Origin of the sequence: Gluconobacter sp. Gdi, from assembly GCF_014132155.1 — a bacterium.
GTDB lineage: Bacteria > Pseudomonadota > Alphaproteobacteria > Acetobacterales > Acetobacteraceae > Gluconobacter.
In genome coordinates this window covers 175,666-201,189 of sequence record NZ_BLJQ01000002.1, presented here as the reverse complement: position 1 = coordinate 201,189, position 25,524 = coordinate 175,666, and the positions used below count along the sequence as shown (strand labels likewise).

Sequence of the window (25,524 nt, the reverse complement as noted above, 5' to 3'; positions counted from 1 at the left end):
GTTTCAGGCTTCTTTATAACGTAGGCAAGCTCATGGCTGCGGGACGGTTTCGGCTGTCAGCAGAAAGAGGGGCAATGTCCGGGATGACTTCTACTTCAGTTCGTCCGATGACGCGCCCCGTCAAAACCATGTGGCTGTTGGCATTGTAGATATGAACAGTATCGCCTTTGCCGCCTGCCTCCAGAACAGTTCCTGACACTGTCAGGCGAACTCCCGGCAAGGTGTACGACAGAACCACGGGCGATCCCCGGCGCACTAATTGAGGGTGCACAAGTTGCGAGGATGCCAGAACCTGTCCCGCAGACAGACTGCCTCTTGCTTCCAGGCCAACTGCATCATCAACGGTCTGCAACGCGTCTTCAGGCACATCGGATGACCGGACCAAAGTAACACTCACATCTTCAGGCAGCACAGGCTGCCCCGGACGAAGCCCATGACGAAGCGTCACGGCCCGGACCTCCATGGTCACAGAGCCATTCACCGAAAAGGATGTTGCTTTCCCACCCGATCTGGATGGAACTTCCATACGAGCATTGAAATGGCCACCCCCTCGTGGTGGACGCTCCAGATGCAGAAGAATGGGAACCGTCTGCTCCTGCGCAGGAACCGGCACGAGCCGAAAACCACTTAGGGTAATTTCAACATGTGCATCCTGAGGCAGATCCAGCCCCTGGCGCAAAACCGGTAGAATATCATCTTCCCCGATTAAACGTGTTGCCCGCGTCACGGTTGTGGAGACCAAAGGGGATGCGTCTGGCCAGTCCACACCAAACTGTGCAGCAATCGCTGTCAGTTGCGGGCCACCTACAACATAATTCGCGCCAAGTGCAGGAGCGTCTCCGATATCGGCATCCTGCGCTGACGTCAGGCCTGAAAACAGATCGGAAAGATGAACACGGGCATGATCGATACTGATATTCGTGCGGAGCGTGGCCGCATGGACGGAACCCGTTGCGACAACTGAAAACACCAGCAGTCCGACTTGCCACCACCCTCCTTTCACGGTTAGCGGCCGCCAAGATTGTTGAGCGTCTGCATCATGTCGTCTGCTGACGTAATGACCTTGCTGTTCATTTCATATGCACGCTGCGCCGTAATGAGATCTGTGATTTCCGTCACAACATTGACGTTCGAATTTTCAACATAGCCTTGCATGACACTGCCATAGCCCGTTGTGTTCGGGGTTCCGAGCATCGCATCGCCAGAAGCTGTGGTGGGCGTAAACAGGTTCTGACCCATCGCATCCAGGCCATTTTCATTCGTGAAGGTCGCAAGCTGGAGCTGACCGACAACCGTTGAATTGTTCTGCCCGGCGACGGTTACGCTGACCTGCCCGGACTGATCAATGCTGACACTCTGGGCGTTATTGGGGATCGTGATGGTCGGGCTTAGCTGGTAACCATCTGCTGTGACGAGCGATCCCGTATTGTCCATCGAGAATGTGCCGTCTCGCGTGTAAGCCAACTGTCCGGAGGGTAGCTGGATCTGGAAGTATCCCTTGCCCTGCACGGCTAGATCCAGAGAGTTACTGGTCTGTTCAAGACTACCCTGATCGTTGATGCGATAAATAGCGGCTGTTTTCACGCCCAGACCAACCTGTGCACCAGCAGGCACAGTCGTGCCTGTATCAGACGAACTCGTGCCGACCCGACGGATATTCTGGTAGATGAGATCCTGGAACTCAGCACGGGACCGTTTGTATCCGGTCGTACTCATGTTCGCGATGTTGTTGGAAATGGTTTCAACGTTGGTCTGTTGGGCCTGCATGCCCGTTCCAGCGATATCGAGTGCGCGCATGTGGCTTTAATCCTTGTCCCGTCAGGACGTCTGTCAGGCGGAGACCTGAACGATTTTATCGATGGCGTTCTGCTGACGTGTCGCCTCGGCGTTGACGAACTGCGCCATGAAATCGAAATTGCGCTGGATATCCATCATCTTCGTGACCTCGGACATCATCTGCACATTACTGCCTTCGACCATGCCTTGCAGGATCGAAGGCCTGTCCACGGCATCGGTTGGCTGGTCTGATCGGAGAAGATGACTGCCCTCAGCCTGGAGAGTGTTATTGTCCCGTGCAGTCACGATACCGATCTGCCCGGTTTCACCGGTTTCAGTGGTTATGACACCGTCCGAAGAAATGGTGAGTTGATGATCCGTTGCGGGCAGCACGATGGGCTGCCCTTCCCGGTCCAGAAGGGCGTTACCACTTTCGTCAACGACCGTTCCGTCCTGCTGCTTTTCAAAGCGGCCAGCGCGCGTCAGTCGCACACCGTTGGCGGTCTGCACCTGGAAATACCCTTCTCCACCCAAGGCAAGATCGAGCGGGTTTCCCGTCTGCTGCATGTCGCCCTGCTGGAAGTCACGATAGGTCGCGCGATCCTGAGTATAGGCCTGGGTCTCAGCGCCCGTGGGCTGGGTACTTCCGTGCTGCCGGGAAAGGTAGTCACTGAACAGAACGTTTTCGCGTTTGTAACCAACCGTGGAAGCATTGGACATGTTGTCTGCCACCACCGACATGGCGCGTTGCTGGGCATCCATGCGCGAAAGGGCAATATAGGTGCTGTTCTCCACGGCTGAAGCTCCGGCATTCCACTGTCATGGAGGAAGCTTAACTGTCAGACCCTTTCCCAATCGTTAACTGCACCCGTCAGGACGAGTCGTCCTGACGGTATGGAGAGCCTGCTGCCAGGGCTTCGGCTTCATCCAGAAGAGCGCTCCGCTCTTCTTCAAGAAAAGCCGCAACAGCTCTTCCTAGTCCTGGATCCAAAAAGGCGTGCGCAGAGCGCGTAAGAGCTGGCAGATAGCCACGCTGGATCTTGTGTTCCCCCTGAGCGCCAGCTTCCACACGGGTCAACCCATGGGCAATGGCGAAATCGATGGCCTGATAGTAGCACAACTCAAAATGGAGGAAGGGCCACTCACCGTCACATCCCCAGTTGCGCCCGAAGAGAGTATCTTTCCCCATCAGATTCAGGGCCCCCGCCACAGGGCGACCTTCATACTCCGCGAGCATCAGGACGACGCTATTGGCTAAGCGCTCTGAAAGCATCGGGAAAAAGCTTTCAGACAGGTAAGCACTCCCCCATTTTCGATCGACCGTAGACTGATAGAATCGATAAAAGGCTTTCCAGTCCGCAGCGGTAATGTCCGCTCCTTGCCTTGTCACGAATGTAAGGCCAGCGGTCTGGGCTGTTTTTCGTTCCTTGCGAATGGCCTTGCGCTTACGGGATGACAGGGCATTCAGGAAATCCTCGAAAGACGCATATCCCTGATTTTGCCAGTGATACTGAATGCCTAAGCGCTTGAGGTATCCAGCGCTTTCAAATGCCTCCATCGAGGCGTCATCGCAAAATGTCGCATGTACGGAGGACAGACCTAGCTGCCCGGCCGCTTGCATTAAAGCCGATGCCAGCGCTCGTGCGACGGCCTGTGGTTCCACCTGATCAGGCCGGACAAGAAGGCGCGGACCGGGGACTGGAGAAAACGGAACCGCGCACTGGAACTTGGGATAATAGTGCCCTCCAGCAGCCTCATAGGCCCGGGCCCAGGACTGATCGAAGACATATTCACCCATGGAATGGGCTTTTCCATAGAGAGGAGCGAGCGCTGCGATCGTTCCATTGGGAGCGCGTAGTGCAGCATGTCTGACAAGCCATCCGGTTCGATCCGCAACGGATCCACTGTCTTCCAGAGCCGAAAGAAACCCGAAGGACACAAACGGATTTTCGTCGCCGGCGCATGCATTCCATTCAGCCGGGCCGATTTCATGGATGGACGCATGAAGCGTCAGCGTCCACTCAGTCGTTTCTGATGGTGGGGGAGTAGAGGCGCTCATGACGGCTGATCCTGCAAACGTACATAACCCATAGGGCAAACGTGTTGATCAGGCATGGAAAAGACAACGTTTTGCTGTCTTTTCCATGAAGTTGGATGGGAAAGAAGCCCATCCAGTCCGGTGAAATCAGACGACTTCGAACAGGGCTTCCACTTCAACCGGTGCATTCACTGGCAGGCTTGGAACGCCGATTGTGGAACGGGCGTGACGACCTGCATCTCCGAAGACTTCAACCGCGAGATCGGACGCACCGTTCATGACAACAGCATGTTCCGTGAATTCAGGTGTGCAGGCAATGAAACCGCCGAGACGCACAACCCGCTTGATGCGGGACAGATCACCGCCCAGAGCGGCCTTGGCCTGGGAAATGACGTTGATGAGGCATGCGCGTGCACAGGCTACACCTGCATGATTAGAGACTTCGTCGCCCAGCTTGCCGGTAATGAGCAGCTTGCCATCCACGAGAGGAAGCTGCCCCGAAACGACCAGCAGATTGCCTGTCAGGACAGTCGTGACGTAATTCGCAACCGGTGCAGCAGCTTCCGGCAACGTGATTTCAAGGGCGGCGAGACGATCTTCAGGGGTGTTGGACATGAGTGTTCTCCTGTGAATGGACTGTCATGTTGAAGCGCATAGACGTCAATGCCAAGGGTGAACCGTCACACGGCTGATCCCTCTTCGCCGGCCAGTGTTCGGCGACTGCGCTCAAGCTCTTCGGCATAGCGACGCAGAGCGTGCTGTTCCGTCAGGATACCAACCACCTGACGGGACTGAAGATCTTCCACGACAACGAGGGCATCGGCTTCTGCACGTTCGAACAGCTCTACAGATTCCCGAACTGTCAGCAGAGGCGTCAACATGGCGTTTTCGAAATGGGCGAGGCTCTGAACAGGCGTTGAGGCCGCGGGAACGGCCTGGAGCTCTGCCACGTTAACCATCCCCACATAGCGGCTGTCCCGATCCAGCAGGACAATTCTCTGCGCGGAGCCCAACGGAAAAAGAGCCTGTGCCCGGTTCAGGGGGGTGTCAGAAGAGATGGTTCGCACCTGTCCGCGCATCATGCGCCGAACGTTCAGAGAGCGCATCCACCCGATATCCACGGCAGAGCGAATGGATTCACCGCGCAGATGAAAGCGCCATGTGGCGAAGCTGTAGCCGAACAGACGCCTCACAGTGAGGAGCGACAAAACAGCGGCCACGAATGTTGCACCACTCATGGAAATACTGCCTGTCAGTTCCAGAAGCAGGCACACCATGGTCATGGGGCTACCGATGATGGCCACGGCCATGGCGCTCATGCCAATCAGAGCACAAGCCGTCAGGGACACTGGCGCCAAGCCGATCCATTCAAGCAGCGCGCCATACACTGTCCCGGCAAGGCTACCGAGGTACAGAGATGCAAAGAACAGCCCCCCGCGAAATCCGGAGCCGATGGAAATGCAGGAGGCCAGCGCTTTCAATATCAGCAGGCCAAGGGCCAGACGGGGCGTAATCCATCCCGCAAAAACCACTCGCATGGCATCATGTCCCGCCGACAGGACTGATGGGTGAATGACTGCTAACCCACCAACCATCAGTCCGCCGACAGCAGGCTTCAGCCACACAGGGCCAGGGAGCTTGCGAAACAGAACCTCGGTCTGGGTCACACAATACATGACGCCGATGGCGGTCAGAGCAGACAGAATGCTGATGACAACAACACTGACACTCCCATCCCACGTCAGGGTCCCCGGGTCTGCAATCACAACCGCGGCAGGCATGTGACCGAACAGATGCGCCACACCCACACCGGCAAGAGCCGCCACAGCGACGGGTGACAAACTGACGAGAGAGTAAGAGCCAATCACGAGTTCAAAGGCGTAAAAAGCCCCTGCCACGGGCGCGTTGAATGCCGCACCGATAGCCGCGCCAGCAGCCGCGCCCACCAGAACACGCAGATCCTCACGACGGACCCGGAAAGACTGGCCAATGCGGGACCCAAGAGCAGAGGCAATCTGTGTAAACCCTGCTTCGAGGCCGATGGAGCCCCCTATGCCATTGGACAAGATCGTTTGAAGCGCAACGATCGTGCTGTCTCGCACAGACATGCGACCACCATGCAGAGCATTGGCTTCAATGGGATCGACCGGACGGCGTGGCATAACTTTTGCAACCACCGCACCGAATATTCCAAGGACAAGGCCGCCCAGTGTCAGGACGAGGAGAAGACGCCATGGAGGGAGCCATGTCAGGCCGGAAAGGTGACCGTCCACAGTGTTCCCGCGACCGAATAGTTCGCTGTGAAGAAACAGGGTGACGGTTGTAACAATCACAACACACAGCCCGGACAGTCCCCCGACCACGGCAGCCAGAACAGTCAGCCAGATCTCGTCAGCTCGCACCATCGCACGCAGCGTCACGGGAGCCTGAGTGGGGTGACGAAGGAGCTCGCGCAGATGGCGACTCACGCGAAAACGCAATTCGTTACGGGTGGGACTGGTGGACAAGAGGTCTCCCCGGCGGCAGGTGTAGTTCTGTTTGGCTGGAACGCTGCTTGCGATCAACCGCTGTCATGGAAGGATCATGCATGAAACTCAACGCCATCGAACGCGGGGATGGACAGGAAACGGTCGTTTTCCTGCATGGACTGTTTGGACGCGCCCGTAATCTTGGTTTTCTTCAGCGTGAGGCAGCCCAGACATTTCGGACGATCGCCCTGGACCTTCGCAATCACGGAGACAGTCCGCACGGTCCCGTTAGCTACGCCGCCATGGCGCACGATGTGCTGGAAACCCTTGATGATCTCGGGGTCGATTCCTTTTCGGTCGTCGGACATTCCATGGGTGGGAAGGTTGCAATGATGCTCGCTCTGGCAGAGCCAGACCGTGTAGTCCGCCTGATGGTCGCTGATATGGCCCCCGCGCGGACCCAGCAGGGCCATGGAGATATGATTGCCCGACTGGATGCCATCACGTTTCCGCCAGACCTGACCCGGAGTGGCGCGCTGGACTTGCTGGAACCCGTCACAGGCAGCAGAGCCGTCGCGGAACTGATGGCTCAGAATGTTCGCCTCGACGGCACGCCGGGCTGGGCCATTGGATTTGATGACATTACGCACGGGATACGTCTGATCGAAGATTGGCCTGAAATTCAGGCTATTCCTTATGAAGGGCCTGCTCTTTTCCTTCGTGGGGGCAATTCCGACTATGTCAGGCCGGAGCACCACCCCCTGATCATGGCACTGTTTCCCCATGCCCGGATACAAACGCTGGAGGGCGCAGGTCACTGGCTTCATGCGGAGCAGCCCCGCCCTTTCATTGCTGAAATGATGACGTTCCTCAACGAACCGGCCAACTCTCCAGACTAACCCGTCAACACGTTGGGAGCAGTTTTTCGCCCTTCTTCCGCCACGCGCCAGCAATACCAGGCCAGCGCGGAGCGATGTGGGGAAAAGGGAAGCGTTTCAATTTTCAGGGCTTTGGGCTTCGGCGCAATGTCCAGCCCTTTAATCCGGCGCCAGCCTTCCCGGACACCAAAGTCATCCACCGGCATCACATCGGGCCGGTTCAACGTCAGCATCAGCAGCATCTCAACGGTCCATCGTCCGACACCACGAAGGGTTATAAGCCGCTGGATCAGGTCCTCGTCTTCCAGTGCATCAGCATCTTGTCGGCTGGGCACAAGTCCATCCAAGCGAGCCTGCGCAACGCCCCGCATGGCGCTCTGCTTGCTGGCAGACAGGCCGCAGGCACGCAGAGCATCTTCGGACAAAGCAAGAAGGGCATCAGGTGCTGGAGGCGTGCCATCCTCGGACGCCTCAGGGCCAAGAAGGCATAGCCGCCCGAAGATACGGCGCGCAGCCACACCGTGGAGCTGTTGCCCGGCGATGGCACGGAGGAGGGCGTCATATGGCTCCTGATCGCCTCTTCCCTGAAGGCGACAGGGACCAATCCTGCGAACTGCGGCTGCAACATCCGGATCAACGGAAAGACACGATATGAGACTGTCTGTCATGAAGCTGTCTTTCCTGCCAGGAACATGGCGCTTTGTCTCTTTCGTGAACTGCCCATTACTGCCATGATAGTGACAGACGCGATGCCCACCCCCAGACCGGATACCAGCCTGCCGGATGACGAACCCGCCCGCCCTGGTGCATAAAGCCTGGCGATGACTTGCCGCCACCTTTCCTCTTTTGAGCAGGCCCGCAACCTATGAGCGGGAAAATGCCGTCTGCCAATGGCAAGGTGGAGCGTCGCGAGCCAAAGCTGTTCGCTGCGTCCTTACGCCCTGTGAATGCACATCTTCAGTCACCGAAGGGATTCCGGTCCCGGCTGAAGGATTATGTCCCACCTGCGAAAAGCCCGGTTCGTCCCGTCCTGACGCCCATGATGCGCCCACAGACCATTGTGGAACCGGGGCCTATTGTTCCGTTCTGCATTTCTGCTGGCCTTCATGCGGCAGTCCTCGCCCTGCTGCTTACGCAGCATCAGGGCGTGCATGGTTCACCTGCAGGAAGTGAGCAGCCGCAGGTTGAGATGGTCTTTGATCAGCCTCCCTCAAAAAGCAGCATGCAGGGACCGCGCGCCAATGATCAGGGGGGCGCTCCGCCACCACCGCCTGCCCAGAGCCAAGAAGAAACCCAGCAGGAACAGCAGCAGCCAGAGCAACAGCAATCTGCGCCAACACCTGCCGTGCCGACGCCTGAAACGCCATCGGCCCCGCCTGTGCCCGAAGAGTCGTCGTCCGAGATTCCCAAAACCACGCCGTCTCAGCAGGTTACGCCGGGCGCCGCACCCAGCCAGCGAAGCACGCAGACGACGTCGCACAGTCATCGTGCCCATCGCTCGAACCGATCGCAGAACAACAATCCACTCGCCCATCCGATGGATCTGTCCTTCGGTGAACAGCCGTCACCCTACCGGCATCGTCGTGGACGTGCGGCGGGATCGGGCGGACCGATTGACATGTCGCTGGGGCCGCTCAGCATGAATGGCGCTATTAACGCGCCTTATCAGACACGCACCAGCGTGAAGGGCGTCAGTGAAGACTACGGCAGCGAGATTGATCGCTGGATCCGGTCTCACATGTATTATCCGGAAGATGCCGCCCGCGCCGGAGAGGATGGTCCGTCTTCTGTCCATGTTGTTCTGGACAGATTCGGGCATGTGAAAACAGTCCGGCTAACGGGCCAGTCCGGCTCCTACTCACTGGATGCTGCCACGACGGGTATGTTCCAGGGGGCCAAACTGCCGCCCGTGCCGCCTGACATGAAGGGCGATCACTTCGATATCGATGTGACGATCAATTACATTCTGATCCGCCGCTGATCCGCAGTTTCGACATCGGCGAAGTGATCCCTTACACTTCGCCGGTCTCTTTATCACTGTTCCGGAGCCCTGATGCGCCGTTTTCTGCCTGTTCTGCTGCCCCTCTGTCTGGCTGGCTGCTTCAGCATGCCTCGCCCGTTCTCGGACCCGGGACAACAGGCCCGGCAGCTCGCAACGGCAAACCTGCCTCCTGCCCGACTGGCCGTTCCGACATCTTCTGAGTCCCTGTTGTCCGATGATGCTGCAAATCTGTGGGCTCATGACGTTGCGGAAGCCATGGTGGCGCAGTCGGTTCCGGCTATTGCCCAGCCGAAAAAACCTGGTGACTGGTGGCTGAAACTGAGCGCAAGCACCCGCAACGGAGCCGTAGTGCCGCACTACGTCATCATGACGCCTGAGGGGAAAGCGCGTGCTGAAGGCGATGGTGCACCAGTTGATATGGCAGGCTGGAGTGCGGGAGATCCGTTGGCCATTAAGGGCGCCGCCATGCAGGAAGCTCCGGAACTGGCCAATCTCCTGACCGGTATTCAGGCGGATATGATGCAGCAGGACCCTCACAGCCTCATGCGCCGTGCCGCTCATATCTATTTTGAAGGCGTTAAAGGAGCGCCCGGCGACGGAAATACCTCTCTAGCTCGGGCGTTCTATGCCTCGTTGCCCGACAAGACAAACTCTGTGCAGACCAACGCCAAAAACGCGGATTTTACGGTTCAGGGCGTCGTGAAGGTCACAACTGCGGGGACAGTCGATAAAACTTTGATGCAGCACATCGAGATCGTCTGGCATGTCATCACACCAGATGGCAAGGAAGCCGGGGCAGCAACACAGCTTCACGATGTTCCAGCTCATTCCCTGGATAATGCGTGGGGCGACACGGCTATCATGGCTGCTGAAGAAGCTGCAGGCGCTGTACGGACCATTATCACCAATTATTCTGGCCGGGAGCACAAGCCGCTGCCCGCGTCGACACAAACTGTGAAACCATCCGACGCAAAGCACGCTTAATTTCAGCTCACGCACTCTGTGAGCGCTGTTTTCGAGGTTTTGACCCTCAGTCCTTTCATACCCTCGGAAAGAGAGCCGAATGCTTGCCCGCGCGTCACAGACTAAAGAATCCCCTGTCATCGTCTGGTTCAGGGATGACCTTCGCCTTGCCGATCATCCCGCCCTACAGGCTGCTGTGGAAACCGGGCGACCGCTGATCTGCGTTTACGTTCTTGATGATGAGACACCTGCACTCCACCGTCTGGGAGCGGCATCCCGGTGGTGGCTGCATGGCGCACTGGCCGAGCTAAGAAAATCTCTGGCTCAACACCATGGTGCGCTCCTGACGCTTCATGGCTCCGCAGAGACGCTGATCCCTGCGCTTGCAAAAGAAACCGGCGCTAATTGCGTTTTCTGGCATCACCGGTTTCATGCCAAAGAACGGGAACAGGACGACCGTATTGCTGATGCGCTCAGCAAAAACGACGTCTCGGCGAAGGCAGAATGGGGAACAGTCCTGCTGGATCCTGAACGGGTCCGCACGAAGGAAGAAAAATTCTATCGCGTTTTCACGGCCTTCTGGAAAGCGTTTCAGCTTCAGGACGTTCCGGATCCTGTAGATGCGCCATCCCACCTGTCGTTCTTCCCTGTTAAGGACGATTTGCTTCCGGATCATCGTCTTGATGAGAAGAGTCTCCTCCCCACCCAGCCTGACTGGGCCGCCGGGTTGCGGTCTAACTGGGAGCCGGGGGAAACCGAGGGACAGGAGCACCTGGAGGACTTCGTGAAGCATGACTGTACCCGTTATGGAACCGGCCGGGACGAGCTAGGGCGTGAAGGAACTTCGCGCCTGTCCCCTTATCTGGCGTCCGGGGCGGTCTCTCCGCGGCAGGTCTGGGCCGCGATTCAGCGTAAAGGCGCTTCCGAAGAAGGCGCGAGAATTTTTCTCTCCGAAATCGGGTGGCGAGAGTTCGCGAAATACACCCTTTTTCATCAACCTCTTCTGCCCAAGACCAGCCTGAATCAGAAATTTTCATCTATGTCGTGGCGCTCGAGCCAGACAGACTTGGAAGCGTGGCAACAGGGACGTACCGGCATTCCTGTTGTGGATGCTGGCATGCGACAGCTTTGGGTGACGGGATGGATGCATAATCGGGCAAGAATGATCGTCGGGTCATTTTTGACGAAGCATCTGCTGATTGACTGGCGTGAAGGGGAAGCCTGGTTCCGTGACACTTTGGTGGACGCGGATTGGGCAAGCAATGCCATGAACTGGCAGTGGGTTGCTGGCACGGGCATTGATGCCGCGCCGTTCTTCCGGATTTTTAATCCGACCAGACAGGGTGTGAAATTTGATCCAGACGGCGATTATATCCGTCAATGGGTGCCAGAGCTGAAGAAGCTCTCAGGAAAGGCACTGCTCGAGCCTTGGAACGCGCGGGAAAATGAACTGCGCCACGCTGGCGTCATTTTGGGAAAGACTTACCCACATCCGATCGTCGAGCTTCAGGAAGGTCGGGACCGGGCTATGAAAGCGTTTCGCTCTCTGTAACGTAAGAAAGAATGCCAGCCGGAGTAATCCGGCTGGTGAGGCTGTCTCAGAGACCGCCGTTCAGGAAGTTCGTCGCATCGCTGCGGCTCTTCTTGCCCAGTGCATTCAGACGGTTCTTCTGTTCCTGCGGCGCATTGCGCAGCTTCTGAAGTTTTTCCGTCTGTGCGGTACGGGCTGTATTCAGCTTGTCACGCTCGCTGTTAATCTTGTTCTGAATGTTGGCTTTTTCGTTGGCCGGTGCATTCGCGTACTTGTCTTTGAGTGCCTGGATTTTCTGGGTGCGCTCAGCTTGGGCCGCAGCAGATTGCGTCTGGTAGTTCTTCACGCGGTTGTTGAGATTGTCTTCTTTCTGGGCAAGATTCCCAAGGAAGTCATTCTGAGTGCTCTGCGTAGCTGCAGCCGGATCGGCTGCGTAGGCCTTGGAGGCTACTGAAACCGAACCGGTCAGCAGGCTGACAGCAAGAAGCGAACGGAAGAAAATACGGTTTTTCATGAAGTCTCCTGTAATCATCTGGCAGGAAGACACCAGCACTTCGTGGCGGGAATGTGGCTTCCCGGTAAATAAACTTCTATTCGAGGCCTTCCGCAATTATAGCGATGCGGTCAGGTTGCATAATTGTAATGTGAGTAATGCCACGAATGCTTATCAGACCTTCCCGTTTAAAGGCGCTCAGAACACGGCTGACTGTTTCAATAGTCAGTCCAAGATAATCCGCGATATCGGTCCGTGGCATGGGTAGATCCAGCTCAATCGGCGCATGAGGCTCTGGTACTGGCGCTGAGAGCAGCCGGGCGCGCTCCATCAGGAAGGTTGCAAGACGCTCGCGCGCCGTCTTTCGGCCCAACAGGGTCATACGAGCCTGCATCAGGGTCAGTTCACGAGACGCTTCCTGACGCAGCCGATGCTCCAGATTGGGAAAGCGGCTTGTGAGTCGCTGCATCGACGCATGGGGAAAACGACACAGAACCGCAGTGCCGAGCGCCTCTGCACCGAATGCATAGCTCGTGGACGCTGCAAGCCCAAGGAAATCTCCACCTTCAGCAAAACCGGTAATCTGGCGGCGTCCGTCTGGAAGAAGTGTAAAAAGTTTAACGCGTCCACCAGTCACAACGAAAAAATCATGGGCTGGCTCGCCCTCTTCTATAAATGAACGCCCATCCGGAACAGTCATTTTTGAAGATTCACTGGCAAGTATAGCAAGATCACAATCGTCTATTGCACTACAGATACTATGTTCGCGACCAATGCAGTGGGCACAGCGATCGTGGACTTCGTCCGGGATACGCGTTGATGTCATGATGATTGGAACTCTCCCGGCCTGTAACATTTGCTGTGCCGCCACACCCATAGCACATAATTCCCCAGACTTGATCCAGGTCAAGGTGAGGCGTGGGGAGGAGTGCTTTGTGAAGTCAACTATTGTTGATGGAACCTCTTTAACATGAAGACTTCAGCTCTTGCGCTGGTCGCCGCCCTAGGTCTGGTGGCATCACCTGCTTTCGCTCAGACAACGGCCCCTGTCGTTGCTCCTCAGGCTACTGTTTCCGCTCCGATGACCGCGGCTCCGGTACCACAGGTCAACATCATTCCCCCGTCATCCGGCCACTGCGGTCTGTTTGAGACCTGCGCGAACACAAAGATCGGTCTGGGCAAGGGTGATTTCCTGATCCGTCTGTCTGCTCTGGGTGTTCTTCCGCAGGATACGTCTTCCCGCGTGAAGGTGATCGGTGGCCGCGTAAAAGCAACCAATCAGGTGGCTCCTGAATTCACGTTCGAATATTTCTTCACGGATCATATCTCTCTGGATCTGATCGCAGCCAGCACCCGTCATGAACTGGCCGCTGAAGACACGGCTCTGGGCAAGGTTGATCTGGGTAGCACGTGGGTTCTGCCGCCGACGCTGACGCTGGCCTGGCACTTCCGCCCGCACAAGCGCTTCAACCCATATGTGGGTGTCGGCCTGACGCTGGCGTTCTTCCACAATATCAGCCCGGCTGGTGGTGCGGTTCAAAAGCTTGATCTGCGTACGACGGTTGGTCCGGCTGCCAATGTTGGTTTTGATTATCAGCTCGTCGGCAACTGGTTCTTCAACTTTGACGCCAAGCAGATGTGGCTGTCCGTTCCGGCCTTCATCAACGAGCGCGGCGGAGCTTCTGGCCCATACATCCACGCCCGTGACAGTCTGAACCCGACCACGGTTGCAGCCGGTATTGAATACCGCTTCTGATCTGCTCCAGCAGTTCAAGACGGCCAAAGCAGCTCATCCTCTGGGAGTGAGCTGCTTTTTTTATGTAATTTTTGGGTCAAAACGATAAAATTTTTGCAATATGTTGCTGGAAGCCTTTAGAAAATCCAAGTTTTCAGCTTCTAGTGATGCTGACCGATGATTATGTCACGTAGCGCTTGCCATGAAATCGTCGGGGTTCTGAAGTAGCAGGACGGTTCATGCTTCTGCCGCATTTGCGGCATTGGTCGTCTGGCAGATACGGGGGTTTCAAAAAGTATGCGTGTTGCGCGCGCCAGCGCTCTGGCTCTCGGCCTGCTGGGTCTGGTTTTCCTTGTTCTTTTCTTGAGAACCTATTTCTTCGCTCCGCCTCATGCGGCTATCCCCGAGCAACCTATGTTTGCCCGGCAGAATGGTAGTCTCGTCTTGCGGGATGGCAGCCCTTTGCAGAAACGCCTTGTGATCGCTCCGGTTTCCCTGTCGCATGCCACGGCAGGGGTGACTCTGCCTGCGCAGGTGGTTGCCATACCCGATCATCAGGTCAATGTGCTGGCACCAGCAACGGGCCGGATCATGAGTGTGGCAGTTCAGCTCGGCCAGCATGTTTCACGTGGGCAGGTACTGGCGACGATTGCAGCCAGCGATCTGGATCAGGCCTGGGCCGACGATCGTCGGGCCCGCGCTGCACTGGATTTCTCCAAACGTGCCTATGACCGGGCGCGCGGCGTGCTCGCTGCTGGCGGAAATGCCGTGAAAGACCTCGAATCTGCACGCAATGATCTGGCTCAGGCAGAAGCAGAAGCCCAGAGAACCCATCAGCGGCTACAGGTTCTGGGCGCGCGCTCCGATTACGCTGCAAAAGGACAGGTCCCTCTCGTATCGCCCATTGATGGTGTTGTTTCCGCCGCCAACATGGCTGTGGGGCAGAACATCACGGACTCAACGGCCATTCAGATGACGCTGCTGGATCTCTCTTCCGTGTGGGTCGCTGCGGCCGTGCCGGAAAGCCGCATAGCTGACATCACGGCAGGAGCCACACTGGATGTCACGTTCCCGGCCCTCCCCGGTCAGACCTGCTCCGGCCCGGTTGCAACACTGGACCCGGAATTGAAGCCTGATACACGGCGGCTCAACGTTTACGTTGTTTGCCCCAATACGAACGGCCAGCTGCGGCCGGGTATATTCGCTTCGGCCAATCTGAGTGTTTCGGAAAACGATGTTGTCCAGGTGCCAAAATCCGCGTTGCTGATGAACAATGACCAGGTTTCGGTTTTCGTCGAAACTGCTCCTGGGACTTTTCGTCGGCGTGAGGTCACCATCAATTACGACGAAGGTGACGATGTACTTGTTCTCTCCGGCCTGTCAGCGGGTGAGCGTGTTGTGACCAGCGGCGCCATCCTGCTGAACGACGACTGACCGGAACGGGCCAGCCATCATGATCGAACGTTTTATCTCCTGGTGCTTCGTGCGCCGGAACATCGTCTTCTTTGCCGCCGTCCTGCTTGCCGTCATGGGAAGCATTGCGTGGCGTGTCCTGCCTGTTGAAGCCTATCCGGACCTTGGATCTGTCAGCGTTCTTGTAACGACCCAGCAGTCCGGTTTGGCTGCGGAGGAAATGGAGCAGCAGGTCACGATCCCTCTGGAGCGCATGCTTGCCAGCGTTCCCGGTGTTTCGGACAGTCGCTCCACCAGCACATTTGGGCTGTCTCTCATCACGCTGATTTTCCGGGATGGAACAGATGTGTTCTGGGCCCGACAGCAGGTTGAAACCATCCTTGCCAGCAACCCGCTTTCCAATGGCGCGCAGCCTTCCCTAGGGCCAATTTCCGGCCCGACGGGCGAGATCTATCGCTATACGCTGGAGTCAGACGACAAAAACCTGATGCAGTTGTCGGACGTCCAGAAATGGACGGTTATTCCTGCCCTGCTTCACGTACCAGGAGTGGTCAGCGTTGATAATTTCGGCGGGTTCACGAGGGAATATCAGCTTGTCCTCAATCCCTCCGCGCTGTTCCGCTATAATATTGGCCTGGAAGATGTTCTGACGGCCATCCGCAATAACAACATCAATGCCGGTGGTGGTCGCGTCACACGAGGCGAGCAATCCTACATCGTTCGTGGTGTCGGCATGATCCATTCACTTGCAGATATGGGTAACATCGCCGTAGCCCAGCGAAATGGTGTCCCCGTGCTGGTGCGGGACCTCGGAACGGTGCAATTCGGGCATCAGGTTCGCGAAGGCATTCTAGGGAAGGATCATAACCCCGATACCATTGAGGGTGTCGTCACCATGCTGAGTGGTGAAAACCCTTCCGTAGTTCTGGAAAACCTGCACCAGACGGTTGCGAAGCTTCAGACGCAGCTTGCCCCCCAGCATATCCGCGTCGTTCCCTATATCGACCGAGACAATCTGGTTCTCTCCACGACCCACAAGGTCACGGAAACCATGATTGAGGGGATTCTGCTGGTTGTCGTGATCCTGACGCTCTTTCTGGGAAGTCCGCGCAGCGCCGTTGTCACGGCCATCACCATTCCACTTGCGCTGTCCGTCGTCTTCACGCTCATGCATTTCCTTGGCATGTCCGCCAATCTGTTTTCGCTCGGTGCCGTCGACTTTGGCGTGATCGTGGATGGCGCCATCGTCATTACCGAGACCATTCTGCGTGTTCGTGAAGAAAAGCCCACCGAAGCATTGGACTCTTCTGAAGTTCTGACGGTAGCCAAGCGAGCCGGGCATGCCATCTTCTCATCCACGCTCGTGATTATTCTGGCATACAGCCCGCTCTTTGCTTTCGAAGGAAGCGAAGGGAAGCTGTTCCGGCCCATGGCTTATACCGTCAGCTTCGCACTATTGGGCGCGCTACTCTGCGCACTGGCCCTGATCCCGTCGCTGAGCTTTCTGGCGCTTCAGAAACCCCGTCATATCTGGCGCAATCGCCCGCTCGAATGGCTGCATGGTCGTTACAGCTACTGGCTCGGTCATTTCATTGATCGCCCCCTCTTTGCTTACGGAGCAGGTCTGGGCGCTCTGGTGGCTGTGGTCTTCCTCGGGGCAACGATCGGCCGTGAGTTCCTGCCTGATCTTGATGAAGGTGCCCTGTGGCTCCAGGTCCAGATGCCGACCGGGATTTCGATGGAGAAGGGAGAACAGATCGCCAATGAACTGCGGGATGCCGTGAGAGAGTTCCCGGAAACCTCTTATGCCATCACTCAGTTGGGTCGCTCTGACGACGGCACGGATCCGTGGACGCCCTCTCACATCGAAATGCCAGTTGGCCTGAAGCCTTATGATCAATGGCCTTCGGGAGAAACAAAGGCACAGTTCGTCCAGCGGCTACATGATCGGCTGAAGAAGATACCAAGCATCGATTTCGGTATCAGCCAGCCGATTGAAGATCAGATGAGTGATCTTGTTGGCGGGGCGCACAGCCCACTGGTCCTTCGTGTCTACGGCAATGACTTTCAGGAACTTCGCCACGTTGGACAGCAGATTGTAGATGTCCTCCATAAGGTTCCTGGTACGGCTGAGGCTTCGATCTTTCAGGAGCCCAGAATTCCCCAGATCGACGTAACGGCTGATCGGCTTGCGGCTGCCCGCTACGGAATCAATATTTCCGATATTTCGGATATCGTGTCCTACGCAATCGGGGATGCCCCGATTTCCACAGTCTATGAAGATGATCGCTTCTATGACGCGACATTGCGGATTCCCCGGAAAGACGCGCAGGATCTCCAAAGTCTTTCGCAGCTTCCACTACTGACTGCACAGGGCGCTTTTGTGCCGCTCTCCCAGGTGGCCCAGGTCGGTCTGCGCATGGGTGAGAGCAATATTGCTCACGAGATGAGCCATCGTCAGATCACCATCCGGGTCGATAATGGCCAGCGTCCCCTGTCACAGTATCTTGCTGATGCTCAGGCTCGCATTGAGCAATCGGTGCATTACGACAAACAGAAATACACCCTGGAATGGGCAGGTACATTCCAGCAGCAGGAACGCGCGCAGAAGCGTCTTGCCATTGCTCTGGCCGTCATGTTTGCCATGATGCTGGTGCTGCTATTCATCGAATTCGGCAAAATCCGCCAGGCACTGCTCATTCTAAGCGTTGTTCCGCTCGCGACGCTGGGTGGCCTGATTGCGCTGCATGTGCGTGGAGAGACCCTGAATATCGCTACAGCTGTGGGCTTTATCGCCCTTTTCGGTGTGGCGGTGCAGAACGGCATCATCATGATCTCAAGCATCAACCGGCACCGTGCCGAAGGCCGTTCTGTACGGGATGCTACGATTATGGGAGCGGGTGAGCGTTTCCGACCGGTTCTGATGACGGCAACCGTTGCAAGCGCTGGCATGCTCCCCGCAGCACTGGCAACTGGCGTTGGCACAGACGTGCAGCGTGGGCTTGCGACAGTCGTCGTAGGTGGGCTTGGGATTGCCACACTGCTGACCCTCTTTGCATTGCCCGTCTATTTCAGTGAGCTTGAAATGTGGGTGGAGCGTCGGGATGCCCGTCGTCCGCGCCCCTCTGAAGAGAATGGAGCCCCGACATGAAGCGGGTTCTTAAAAATACGATCGCCCTTCTAGGGTCGGTTCTGATATCAGCCTGCGCAGTCGGTCCGGATTTTCATCGTCCGGACCTTCCAAAGGACGTAAACTATCAAGCTCCGCCGCTTGCGGGGACGTCCGGCAATGCCCAAAGCGGGACAGGAGTGGCTCAACACTTCCAGAGCGGCATAGATATTCCTGGAAAGTGGTGGGAAGTCTTCCGCAACCCGCAGCTTAATGCGCTTGTTGAGCAGGCTCTGACCAACAACCAGTCCATGAAAGCCATGCAGACAGGACTGAAGTCTGCATGGGAGCAACGGCGTATTGAAGGGGCTGGTCTGTACCCAACCGTCTCGGCCTCTTTTAATCCTACACGCAACAAGACCTCACGCGTTTACTCTCCGGTTCCGAACAACAACACCTGGCTGTATAATGTTCATACCGCTCAGCTGACGATCGGATATGTTCCGGATCTCTGGGGTGGGACGCGGCGAGCGATTGAGGCCGCGGGCGCGCAGGCTGAAATTCAGAAATTTCAGCTTGAAGCTACCGCTCTCACTCTGATCTCCGATCTGGTGAGCGCAACAATTGACGAGGCCACGCTTCGTGCGCAGATCGAAGCGACACAGGATCTGATCGCCAGCCAGAAATCAGCCCTCAAGCTGATTACGGCCCGACAGAAGTTCGGCGATGCTTCCGAACAGGATATGGTGGCGCAGCTTGCTTCGGTCGCGCAGCTTGAAGCTACCCTTCCCTCTCTGAATCTTCAGTTGGCTCAAACCCGGGATCAGTTAGCTGTTCTGGTTGGGGTGGCACCAAATACTCCGCTGCCGACCTTCAGGCTTGAGCAGTTTACGCTTCCGCAGACCTTGCCGGTCTCCCTGCCCTCAGACCTTTTGAATCAACGACCGGATATTCGAGCGGCACAGGCGCAGATCCAGTCTGCAAGTGCGCAGATTGGTGTGGCGATCGCCAACCGTCTGCCCAACGTGCAGCTTAGTGCCCTCCCAGGGCAAGCCGTCGGGACCATGAGCGACTTCTTCAAACCCGGGTATGGAAACTGGACGATCGCTGCAACTGTCATGCAGCCAATCTTCCAGGGCGGCTCCCTGCTGCATGCCGAGCGGCAGGCCCGCGATAACCTGCTACAGGCCAACGAGACCTATAAGGCCACAGTCCTGAGTGCCATTCAGGACGTCGCGGACAGCCTTCATGCACTGGACTTTGATGCTGATGCGTTGATGGCGAATGAGAGTGCCTATACTGCTACGGGGAAGAGTCTGAAGATCGCTCAGGCTCAGCTTCGCTTGGGAGATGTCAGTGAGCTGATGGTGCTTCAAGCCCAGCAATCTCATGCTCAGGCGCGCCTGGCCTATGTTCAGGCACAGGGCGCAAGGTTCTCTGATAGTGTGGGTCTGTTCCAATCCCTTGGCGGCGGCTGGTGGAACCGTAATGACCTGGGGATGACTCCTGCAGCACAGAAAGCTCTCGGGAAATCGTTGCTACCATGGTGACGAAGCGCCACTCAGGTCGTTTTTGATATGACGATCTTCTGTGGCGTACCTCTAGGGTACGCCACAGAGGGGAAATCGTTCAGTCCTTCACAGCATCCAGCAGAGCTGTGTATTCGGCAGGGACACCACAGAACGTAATCACGTCCTGAGGCACGAGATCGTAGTGGATCTTACGCCCTTCGTTGATCAGGTGATTATAAAGCGGTGCGACATAGAGCTCCGGAGAGGAAGGCGTCAGACGCTCCTGCGCGAGAGCATTCAGAAAATCGCTAGCGCGAGCAAAGTGATAAAGCCCATCACAGCACAGATCTGAAATGGGCTGCTTTTCGGTCGTTCTGGCTGCCAGGGGTTCATTGCTGTTTTCTTCAGGTCCAACGTAAGACCAGTTGGCCCCTTCGCCTTTGAAAACTTCCAGATACCCGTCAGAGGTCTTAAACCATGGTGCATCCGGAAACCGGAAGTCCTTGCGAAATGTATCAATGTTGAAGATTGTCAGTGGCGTTTCCAAATCCAGCCCGGCTTTCCTGACGCCAAATTCAACTGTCTCAGCCTGCCCAGCCGTTTCATGATCAAGAATGATGATACGCACATCCTTGATGCCAAGCTTGGCTGTTTCTGCCCTGATGAAAGCTTCTGTATCTGCCACAGTCCGAGCGATGAAGATGAATGGCATCGTCTCGAAATAGGCTGAAAAGCTTTCGATGGAATGCGCAAACACGCTTTTCCCAGCCAGAGGCAGCATATACTTCGGCTTGGTATACCCGGCTTTTGTAAAACGGCTGGATAGACCAGCCATCGGGATGACGATCATCAGATTTTTCCTTCAAGAGTCGAATACAGACGCAAGGCATTGGCGATGAACGCCTTTTGTCGATCTGGTCTGTCGGAATGCAAAGGCAGCATGGAAATGAACAGGGACGTCGTGATTGCACGAATTTCTGCGCTGGAAACAGAAATACCAGCAATGCTCATTTCAGAGAACGCGCTTTGCAGCCACTGACGATGAGAGGACGTATCGAAATTCAGGTCGAAATTGTAAAGTCCATCCTGCTTCAGGTCATACCGACCGGCAAGAATGAAGTCATACAGTCCGTCAACTGAGTGAGAATATTTTGCGATATCGTATCGGCAATCACCGTAGATTTCGCGTTTTTCGCTGAAGACATACCCACGGGGATCAATGACAGAGATACGACTATTTCTGGAGTTGTAAAGGATATTGCTGAAGCAGAAATCGCCATGCATCATGGTAGATGAAGCTGCAGGATCAAAGGATACCATCGTTTCCAGCTGGCGGCTGATTTCTAAGAGAGACGGCATCTTCCGTCCCTTGTAAACCAGTTCATGCTCTATATCGAAGCCGGTTTCCTTAGCGAACCGCTCCAGCCGTTCGACCGTCTTGCTGCCCATAAGCTGCCGCGAGTAATCGTCTCTCGGCTTGTCCCCAGGTGTCGCGGCACAGATTTCCAGAAATTCTGCGCAGGAGGTCAGGATCTTCTTCCAGGAAACACGCCCGATTGCAGAGAAAACATAGAGTTCCGACAGATTCGGCGCGTACTGGTATTCAGTTGAATAGAATGCCCTTTGCCCCTGCTCCCCCTTGTCCAGCAATCTCGCCGCGTAGGGCTGTACCTTTGGTGGAACACTCTCAAACCATTCAGCTTCAGCTTTCATCTTGAAGGTGTCAGCCGAAAGCTTACGAACCGTATTGCGGGTAATCTGAAGGGAGTTGAACGCGCGCGCTGTCGTTACGAGCCGACGAGAGCGGAAATAAGTCTGGATATGACCAAAGTCATACCATTCCTTAATTTCCTCCATCTTCATGGGACGACGCTGCAAATAGTTGTTTATGCCGTCAATGAAACGACCGCGCACCTGGCTGATGGCGCGAACAAGCTCTGCACCATTGGAGAATGCGAAATAGCCGCAGGCAACGGGATTTTCGGTATTCTGCTCGCTTGTGGCCTCAAACGTTTGCAAACTGACGATAACATTGTCGCTATGTTTGATCGCAGCCCACGAATAGTCATCCCCCTCCGCGTGACCGGCAATCACGTCGAGCTGGGTTGGGATCTGGCTCAGAACGGTGTCACCGTGCAAAATGCGGACGCCTGTATTGTAGGCGTTGATCACATTGATGGCGTAAACAATCGCTTCGCCGAGTTGCATGTCATCTGGAACGGGAAGAAGGGTAACTCCCTTTTCATTCAGACGCTGAGTATCGTAGGCCGGAACGTCAAAACTCTCGGGAACCGTCATGTACAGAGGGAATGTCTCGGTGAAGTTTTTCCGAAGACAGTCTATCTGCATGTCATACAGACGGCCTACGCCCAGCGGCAGAAATGAAGGGGGTAAAAGGCCGAACTCCGCAACCAGTTCTTGATCGACGAAGGCGCCTGATGTGATCAGACCAATGGAGGAGGGGGCACTCATTTGTGCGTCTCAATCAGCGTATTGATCTCTTCAAGCGACAAAGAGAGAAATTCGGACGGGCGCACGGCACGGTCATCAATATAGAACCCTTCCGTCCCACACCACGGCTTGCCAACATAAATCTCATCGTACGGTACGTCATGCTTTTTCAGCCATTCGATGATGATAGGCAGTGTATTGGCGTTGATCTTACCAACAGCCCCCTGATAGGTGCGCATGTTACGCGCTGTCTGGATCAGAATTTCGAAACCCTCAGACTTGTACTCCCGAAGCTTCTCGATCAGGGGAAGATTGGGCTCTTTATCACTGTAAGAGAGGTCAGGGTTGTTTTTCGTAAGAGTATCATCAAGATCAACAACTAGACGCTTCATAGTTCAGCACAGCCTCCGAGGATTTGAGTTTCACTTTTATCTTGGGTTTCTAGAGAATACCAGTAAGCCGATTGCCTGATACAGGCTTCAAGAGACAGATTTCATAATCGGCATTTTGAAAACATCCGGAGTTTTTTAGCGTAAAAGGGCCGCCCGGATCGCCATAAGCCCTTGTATTAAGGGCAGAGCCGTCAGATGTGAAAATTTCGATGACCGATGCATCCACATAAATATCTAGCTCTGCCGAGCGTGAACTGGATAACGGAACTGTATCTTCATTGCAGGACACTTCCGCTCCGGTTTTCTGCGGATTGTAGTCAAGGTGCAGAAAACGATCAGTTCGACTGAAGACCAATTCGCCCGCTGAGTTCGCATCGAATCTGACACGTATCCGAACACACGGCCCTGGAAGCGTTACAGGTTCCTTGGGAGATCCGGAGAACAGAATCTCACCGTGAAGTGCCTCAACCGAGGGATGAAGATGAGAACGGACCTTTCCATCTGGCCCGGTGACAAGCAGCCGAGGAAAAGACATGACGCCGCTCCAACCACGATCCGCGGCAGCGCCTGCCTGCCAGGGCTTTTCAGTAATCCAACCAAAGAGCGTACGCCGCCCTTGAGCATCAAGCATACTGCGAGCTGCGTAGAAATTACCGTAGCCTAGCGCATCCAGCGTTAAGGGGCGGAATTTTCCATTCACGTAATCACCCGTTACAACATGCACGACCCAGTTAATGGAAAAAATCAGAGCATGTCGGGCGCCCACCCGAAAGAAATCCGGACATTCCAGCGCATCATCACCACCCCGCAAATCCGAAGGACCGTAAAAAATTCCTTTATAAGACCAGTCTCGAAGATCACGGCCTTCATAGCGTAAGATGACGCCCCCCTGGTTCTCAATGCTGCTACCAACAAGCATGACCCAGGTATCGCCTTCACGCCAGATTTTCGGGTCTCGAAAGCCACGGATCTTTAATCCAGGCGGCCCAACTGGCAGTACGGGATGAGCTTCCTGCCGCCAGTGCGTCATGGTGAGATCAGATGTAGCGATACATTGAACCTGATCCGGCGCCCGCCCTGTCTTCAGACCGGTGTAAACAGCGATTGCCTGCTGTCCATCCAGCACGACATCTCCTGTGAAGACACCGCTTGAATCCGGACCATCAGGCTGTGGCGACAAAGCAACGACCTGATGCTCCCACCTCACCAGATCACGGCTGGTCGCATGTCCCCAATGCATATTACCCCATACGGCGGCATCAGGATTCCACTGATAGAAAAGGTGGTAGGTGTTATTTGCGAAGACGGGTCCACAGGGATCGTTCATCCAGCCATGAGGTGGCAGCAGATGGGATTGCGGCCTGAAAGGATCAGACATCAGAAGATAGGCTGGGGGGGAATGCCCCGTTTTCCCCAACGCACGAGCAGAATACCCAAACAGAGCGGCCGCCGTAGAAACCATGAGAGACCGGCGTGATAGCCGTGCAGGTAACGCATCGGTTAATAAGTACCTGGACACAGAACGTCTCCCTGTCGTGACCGCAATTGTCTATTGCGAGAGAGACTATGACATGAGACGCTGAACTGACACCAGAGAACGTCCAGCTACTCTATCAAAGGTGGGAAAACGGTATTGAAGGCAGGTAGACTCTTTGCGGCAGTCATGATTGCAGGCAGCAGTTTTGCCTGCTTTCCCACCAGCCATGCTGAAGAACTATCAATTCTTCCGCTCAAGGCAACACTGACGAAAAGTACCCCGTCATTCCAGGTCAAGAATCTTTTTTCGTTCCAGTTACCCGCCAACCTTCCCGCACCCGCAAACTTTCGCGGGCTGATTGGAACACTGTCCACAACCACGAGCCCGGACAAGACAACACATAAGCCGGTTTGGTCCGAAACGCTCTTTGGGCTGGCGTATACAACACGGTCCGTATGCCCGTTATCTGGCCAAAAGATTGGGAGCTATTCTGAAATTTTCTCCAGCTTCCCCAGTCAGGGGCTGGCGGGGCTGATTGTCAAACAGTCGGGTCCAGGGACCGTGACAATCCCTGTGGCCATCAAACTACCCGCCGGTCTTCCAATGCGCCTACCACCCGGCGGCTGCCTGTTCATGAGTTTTGACGGAACAGATTTTGCCAATCGTCCTTATACAATGACCAGCAATCTCTCGTTGCTTTACGACACGCAGCCTCCAAAATGGCCGTCTTACAGCGTCAACGGACTGGATGCAGAGTTCGTGGTTACGCCCAGCACCGCACGCGGCCCGGTTCTCAACGCCTATACCGTTCTTCCCGTTTCAGAAAAGGGCCCCTTACACCCCGGGCTCCTCCTCGATGTTTACGGAAACGTCTCAGCCACATCATCCAGTGGATTTTCCGGAGCCCCTGTAAAATCGGGTCGCTGGAGCATTCGGGAAATTGTCTCTGTTTACCGCCGGGGCAGCTGTAACCAAGCCTTTCCTCACCATTCGGAAAACAAGTTCATGTGGAATGACCATAGCGGTAATGGCACTGAACCCAATCCTTCTCATGCGCTAAAGCCCACAGCGCAGAAAATACTCGATATTGTTCTGGATGGTAACGGGATTGATTCAGTAATGAAGCAGGCTAATGGCATACAGACATTGCCTGTCTCTTTAGAGACCGGAGACTGTGTTGTTTCAGCCATTCTGCCCAATACAGTTGATAAATCGATTGATGGCAGCGTGAATGTGGAGACGCAGATCAAAACTGTCTCTACACCCTGATCTCCTCTTCCTATTTTG

Annotated in this window: 22 protein-coding genes; 9 read left to right on the top strand and 13 right to left on the bottom strand. The window is 55.7% G+C overall.

Annotation, left to right across the window (positions count from 1 at the left end; genetic code table 11):
- Positions 1–13: 13 nt before the first annotated feature.
- From flgA to JN414_RS04795, 6 genes are all read right to left on the bottom strand, one after another.
- Positions 14–970, bottom strand: a complete 957-nt coding sequence (gene flgA / locus JN414_RS04820) for a flagellar basal body P-ring formation chaperone FlgA (protein ID WP_237389874.1) — start codon at positions 968–970, stop codon at positions 14–16.
- Positions 971–1,005: 35 nt separating this feature from the next.
- Entirely contained in the window at positions 1,006–1,797 is a 792-nt protein-coding gene (gene flgG, locus JN414_RS04815) for a flagellar basal-body rod protein FlgG (protein WP_046900475.1), read from the bottom strand.
- A 33-nt stretch (positions 1,798–1,830) separates the two neighbouring features.
- Complete coding sequence (gene flgF / locus JN414_RS04810; protein ID WP_202206939.1) at positions 1,831–2,571, bottom strand: flagellar basal-body rod protein FlgF; 741 nt, start codon at positions 2,569–2,571, stop codon at positions 1,831–1,833.
- 76 nt (positions 2,572–2,647) lie between these two features.
- Positions 2,648–3,835, bottom strand: a complete 1,188-nt coding sequence (locus JN414_RS04805) for a GNAT family N-acetyltransferase (RefSeq protein ID WP_202206938.1) — start codon at positions 3,833–3,835, stop codon at positions 2,648–2,650.
- 126 nt (positions 3,836–3,961) lie between these two features.
- Positions 3,962–4,429: a RidA family protein gene (locus tag JN414_RS04800; protein ID WP_010503058.1), complete on the bottom strand. Its 468-nt coding sequence runs from the start codon at positions 4,427–4,429 to the stop codon at positions 3,962–3,964.
- A 65-nt stretch (positions 4,430–4,494) separates the two neighbouring features.
- Complete coding sequence (locus JN414_RS04795; RefSeq protein ID WP_202207250.1) at positions 4,495–6,270, bottom strand: chloride channel protein; 1,776 nt, start codon at positions 6,268–6,270, stop codon at positions 4,495–4,497.
- Between the two features lie 131 nt (positions 6,271–6,401).
- On the opposite strand from JN414_RS04795, the gene JN414_RS04790 reads away from it, so the two are divergent.
- Positions 6,402–7,181 carry an alpha/beta fold hydrolase gene (locus JN414_RS04790; protein ID WP_202206937.1) on the top strand — a complete coding sequence of 260 codons (780 nt, stop codon included), beginning with the start codon at positions 6,402–6,404 and terminating at the stop codon, positions 7,179–7,181.
- On the opposite strand, the gene JN414_RS04785 is transcribed toward JN414_RS04790, so the two are convergent.
- Positions 7,178–7,828, bottom strand: coding sequence for a DNA-3-methyladenine glycosylase (locus JN414_RS04785; RefSeq protein ID WP_046900471.1), 651 nt, complete (start codon positions 7,826–7,828; stop codon positions 7,178–7,180). The genes JN414_RS04790 and JN414_RS04785 overlap by 4 nt on opposite strands.
- 209 nt (positions 7,829–8,037) lie before the next feature.
- On the opposite strand from JN414_RS04785, the gene JN414_RS04780 reads away from it, so the two are divergent.
- The 3 genes from JN414_RS04780 (at position 8,038) to JN414_RS04770 (ending at position 11,677) form a co-directional block, all read left to right on the top strand.
- The gene (locus JN414_RS04780; protein ID WP_237389873.1) at positions 8,038–9,141 is read left to right on the top strand and encodes an energy transducer TonB; all 1,104 of its coding nucleotides are present in this window, start codon (positions 8,038–8,040) and stop codon (positions 9,139–9,141) included.
- Between the two features lie 72 nt (positions 9,142–9,213).
- The gene (locus JN414_RS04775; RefSeq protein ID WP_202206935.1) at positions 9,214–10,146 is read left to right on the top strand and encodes a hypothetical protein; all 933 of its coding nucleotides are present in this window, start codon (positions 9,214–9,216) and stop codon (positions 10,144–10,146) included.
- A gap of 79 nt (positions 10,147–10,225) precedes the next feature.
- On the top strand, positions 10,226–11,677 hold the full coding sequence (locus tag JN414_RS04770; protein WP_202206934.1) for a deoxyribodipyrimidine photo-lyase: 1,452 nt from the start codon (positions 10,226–10,228) through the stop codon (positions 11,675–11,677).
- A gap of 46 nt (positions 11,678–11,723) precedes the next feature.
- Here JN414_RS04770 and JN414_RS04765 read toward each other — a convergent pair whose 3' ends face one another.
- Positions 11,724–12,170, bottom strand: a complete 447-nt coding sequence (locus JN414_RS04765; RefSeq protein ID WP_202206933.1) for a hypothetical protein — start codon at positions 12,168–12,170, stop codon at positions 11,724–11,726.
- A gap of 76 nt (positions 12,171–12,246) precedes the next feature.
- Complete coding sequence (locus JN414_RS04760; RefSeq protein WP_306795930.1) at positions 12,247–12,849, bottom strand: Crp/Fnr family transcriptional regulator; 603 nt, start codon at positions 12,847–12,849, stop codon at positions 12,247–12,249.
- A gap of 270 nt (positions 12,850–13,119) precedes the next feature.
- Here JN414_RS04760 and JN414_RS04755 point away from each other — a divergent pair, with 270 nt between their 5' ends.
- From JN414_RS04755 to JN414_RS04740, 4 genes are all read left to right on the top strand, one after another.
- Positions 13,120–13,905, top strand: coding sequence for an OmpW family protein (locus JN414_RS04755; RefSeq protein ID WP_202206931.1), 786 nt, complete (start codon positions 13,120–13,122; stop codon positions 13,903–13,905).
- Between the two features lie 276 nt (positions 13,906–14,181).
- A complete protein-coding gene (locus JN414_RS04750) occupies positions 14,182–15,318 on the top strand; it encodes an efflux RND transporter periplasmic adaptor subunit (protein WP_202206930.1) in 1,137 nt (378 codons plus the stop codon).
- Positions 15,319–15,337: 19 nt separating this feature from the next.
- Positions 15,338–18,448 (top strand): efflux RND transporter permease subunit, encoded by a 3,111-nt coding sequence (locus tag JN414_RS04745; RefSeq protein WP_202206929.1) that lies wholly within the window; start codon positions 15,338–15,340, stop codon positions 18,446–18,448.
- The gene (locus JN414_RS04740) at positions 18,445–19,956 is read left to right on the top strand and encodes an efflux transporter outer membrane subunit (protein ID WP_202206928.1); all 1,512 of its coding nucleotides are present in this window, start codon (positions 18,445–18,447) and stop codon (positions 19,954–19,956) included. The genes JN414_RS04745 and JN414_RS04740 overlap by 4 nt, the downstream gene beginning before the upstream one ends.
- 79 nt (positions 19,957–20,035) lie before the next feature.
- Here the strand turns inward: JN414_RS04740 and JN414_RS04735 are convergent, their stop codons facing one another.
- Genes JN414_RS04735 through JN414_RS04720 form a run of 4 tightly spaced genes read right to left on the bottom strand, consistent with a single transcriptional unit; the run spans position 20,036 to position 24,279 of the window.
- Positions 20,036–20,767 (bottom strand): glycosyltransferase family 2 protein, encoded by a 732-nt coding sequence (locus JN414_RS04735; RefSeq protein WP_202206927.1) that lies wholly within the window; start codon positions 20,765–20,767, stop codon positions 20,036–20,038.
- Entirely contained in the window at positions 20,767–22,389 is a 1,623-nt protein-coding gene (locus JN414_RS04730; protein ID WP_202206926.1) for a capsular biosynthesis protein, read from the bottom strand. The genes JN414_RS04735 and JN414_RS04730 overlap by 1 nt, the downstream gene beginning before the upstream one ends.
- A complete protein-coding gene (locus tag JN414_RS04725) occupies positions 22,386–22,760 on the bottom strand; it encodes a capsular biosynthesis protein (protein ID WP_202206925.1) in 375 nt (124 codons plus the stop codon). Before JN414_RS04725 ends, JN414_RS04730 begins: the two co-directional genes overlap by 4 nt.
- A 49-nt stretch (positions 22,761–22,809) precedes the next feature.
- The gene (locus JN414_RS04720) at positions 22,810–24,279 is read right to left on the bottom strand and encodes a glycoside hydrolase family 32 protein (protein ID WP_215768582.1); all 1,470 of its coding nucleotides are present in this window, start codon (positions 24,277–24,279) and stop codon (positions 22,810–22,812) included.
- 114 nt (positions 24,280–24,393) lie between these two features.
- Here JN414_RS04720 and JN414_RS04715 point away from each other — a divergent pair, with 114 nt between their 5' ends.
- Entirely contained in the window at positions 24,394–25,506 is a 1,113-nt protein-coding gene (locus tag JN414_RS04715) for a hypothetical protein (RefSeq protein ID WP_202206923.1), read from the top strand.
- Positions 25,507–25,524 lie beyond the last annotated feature (18 nt).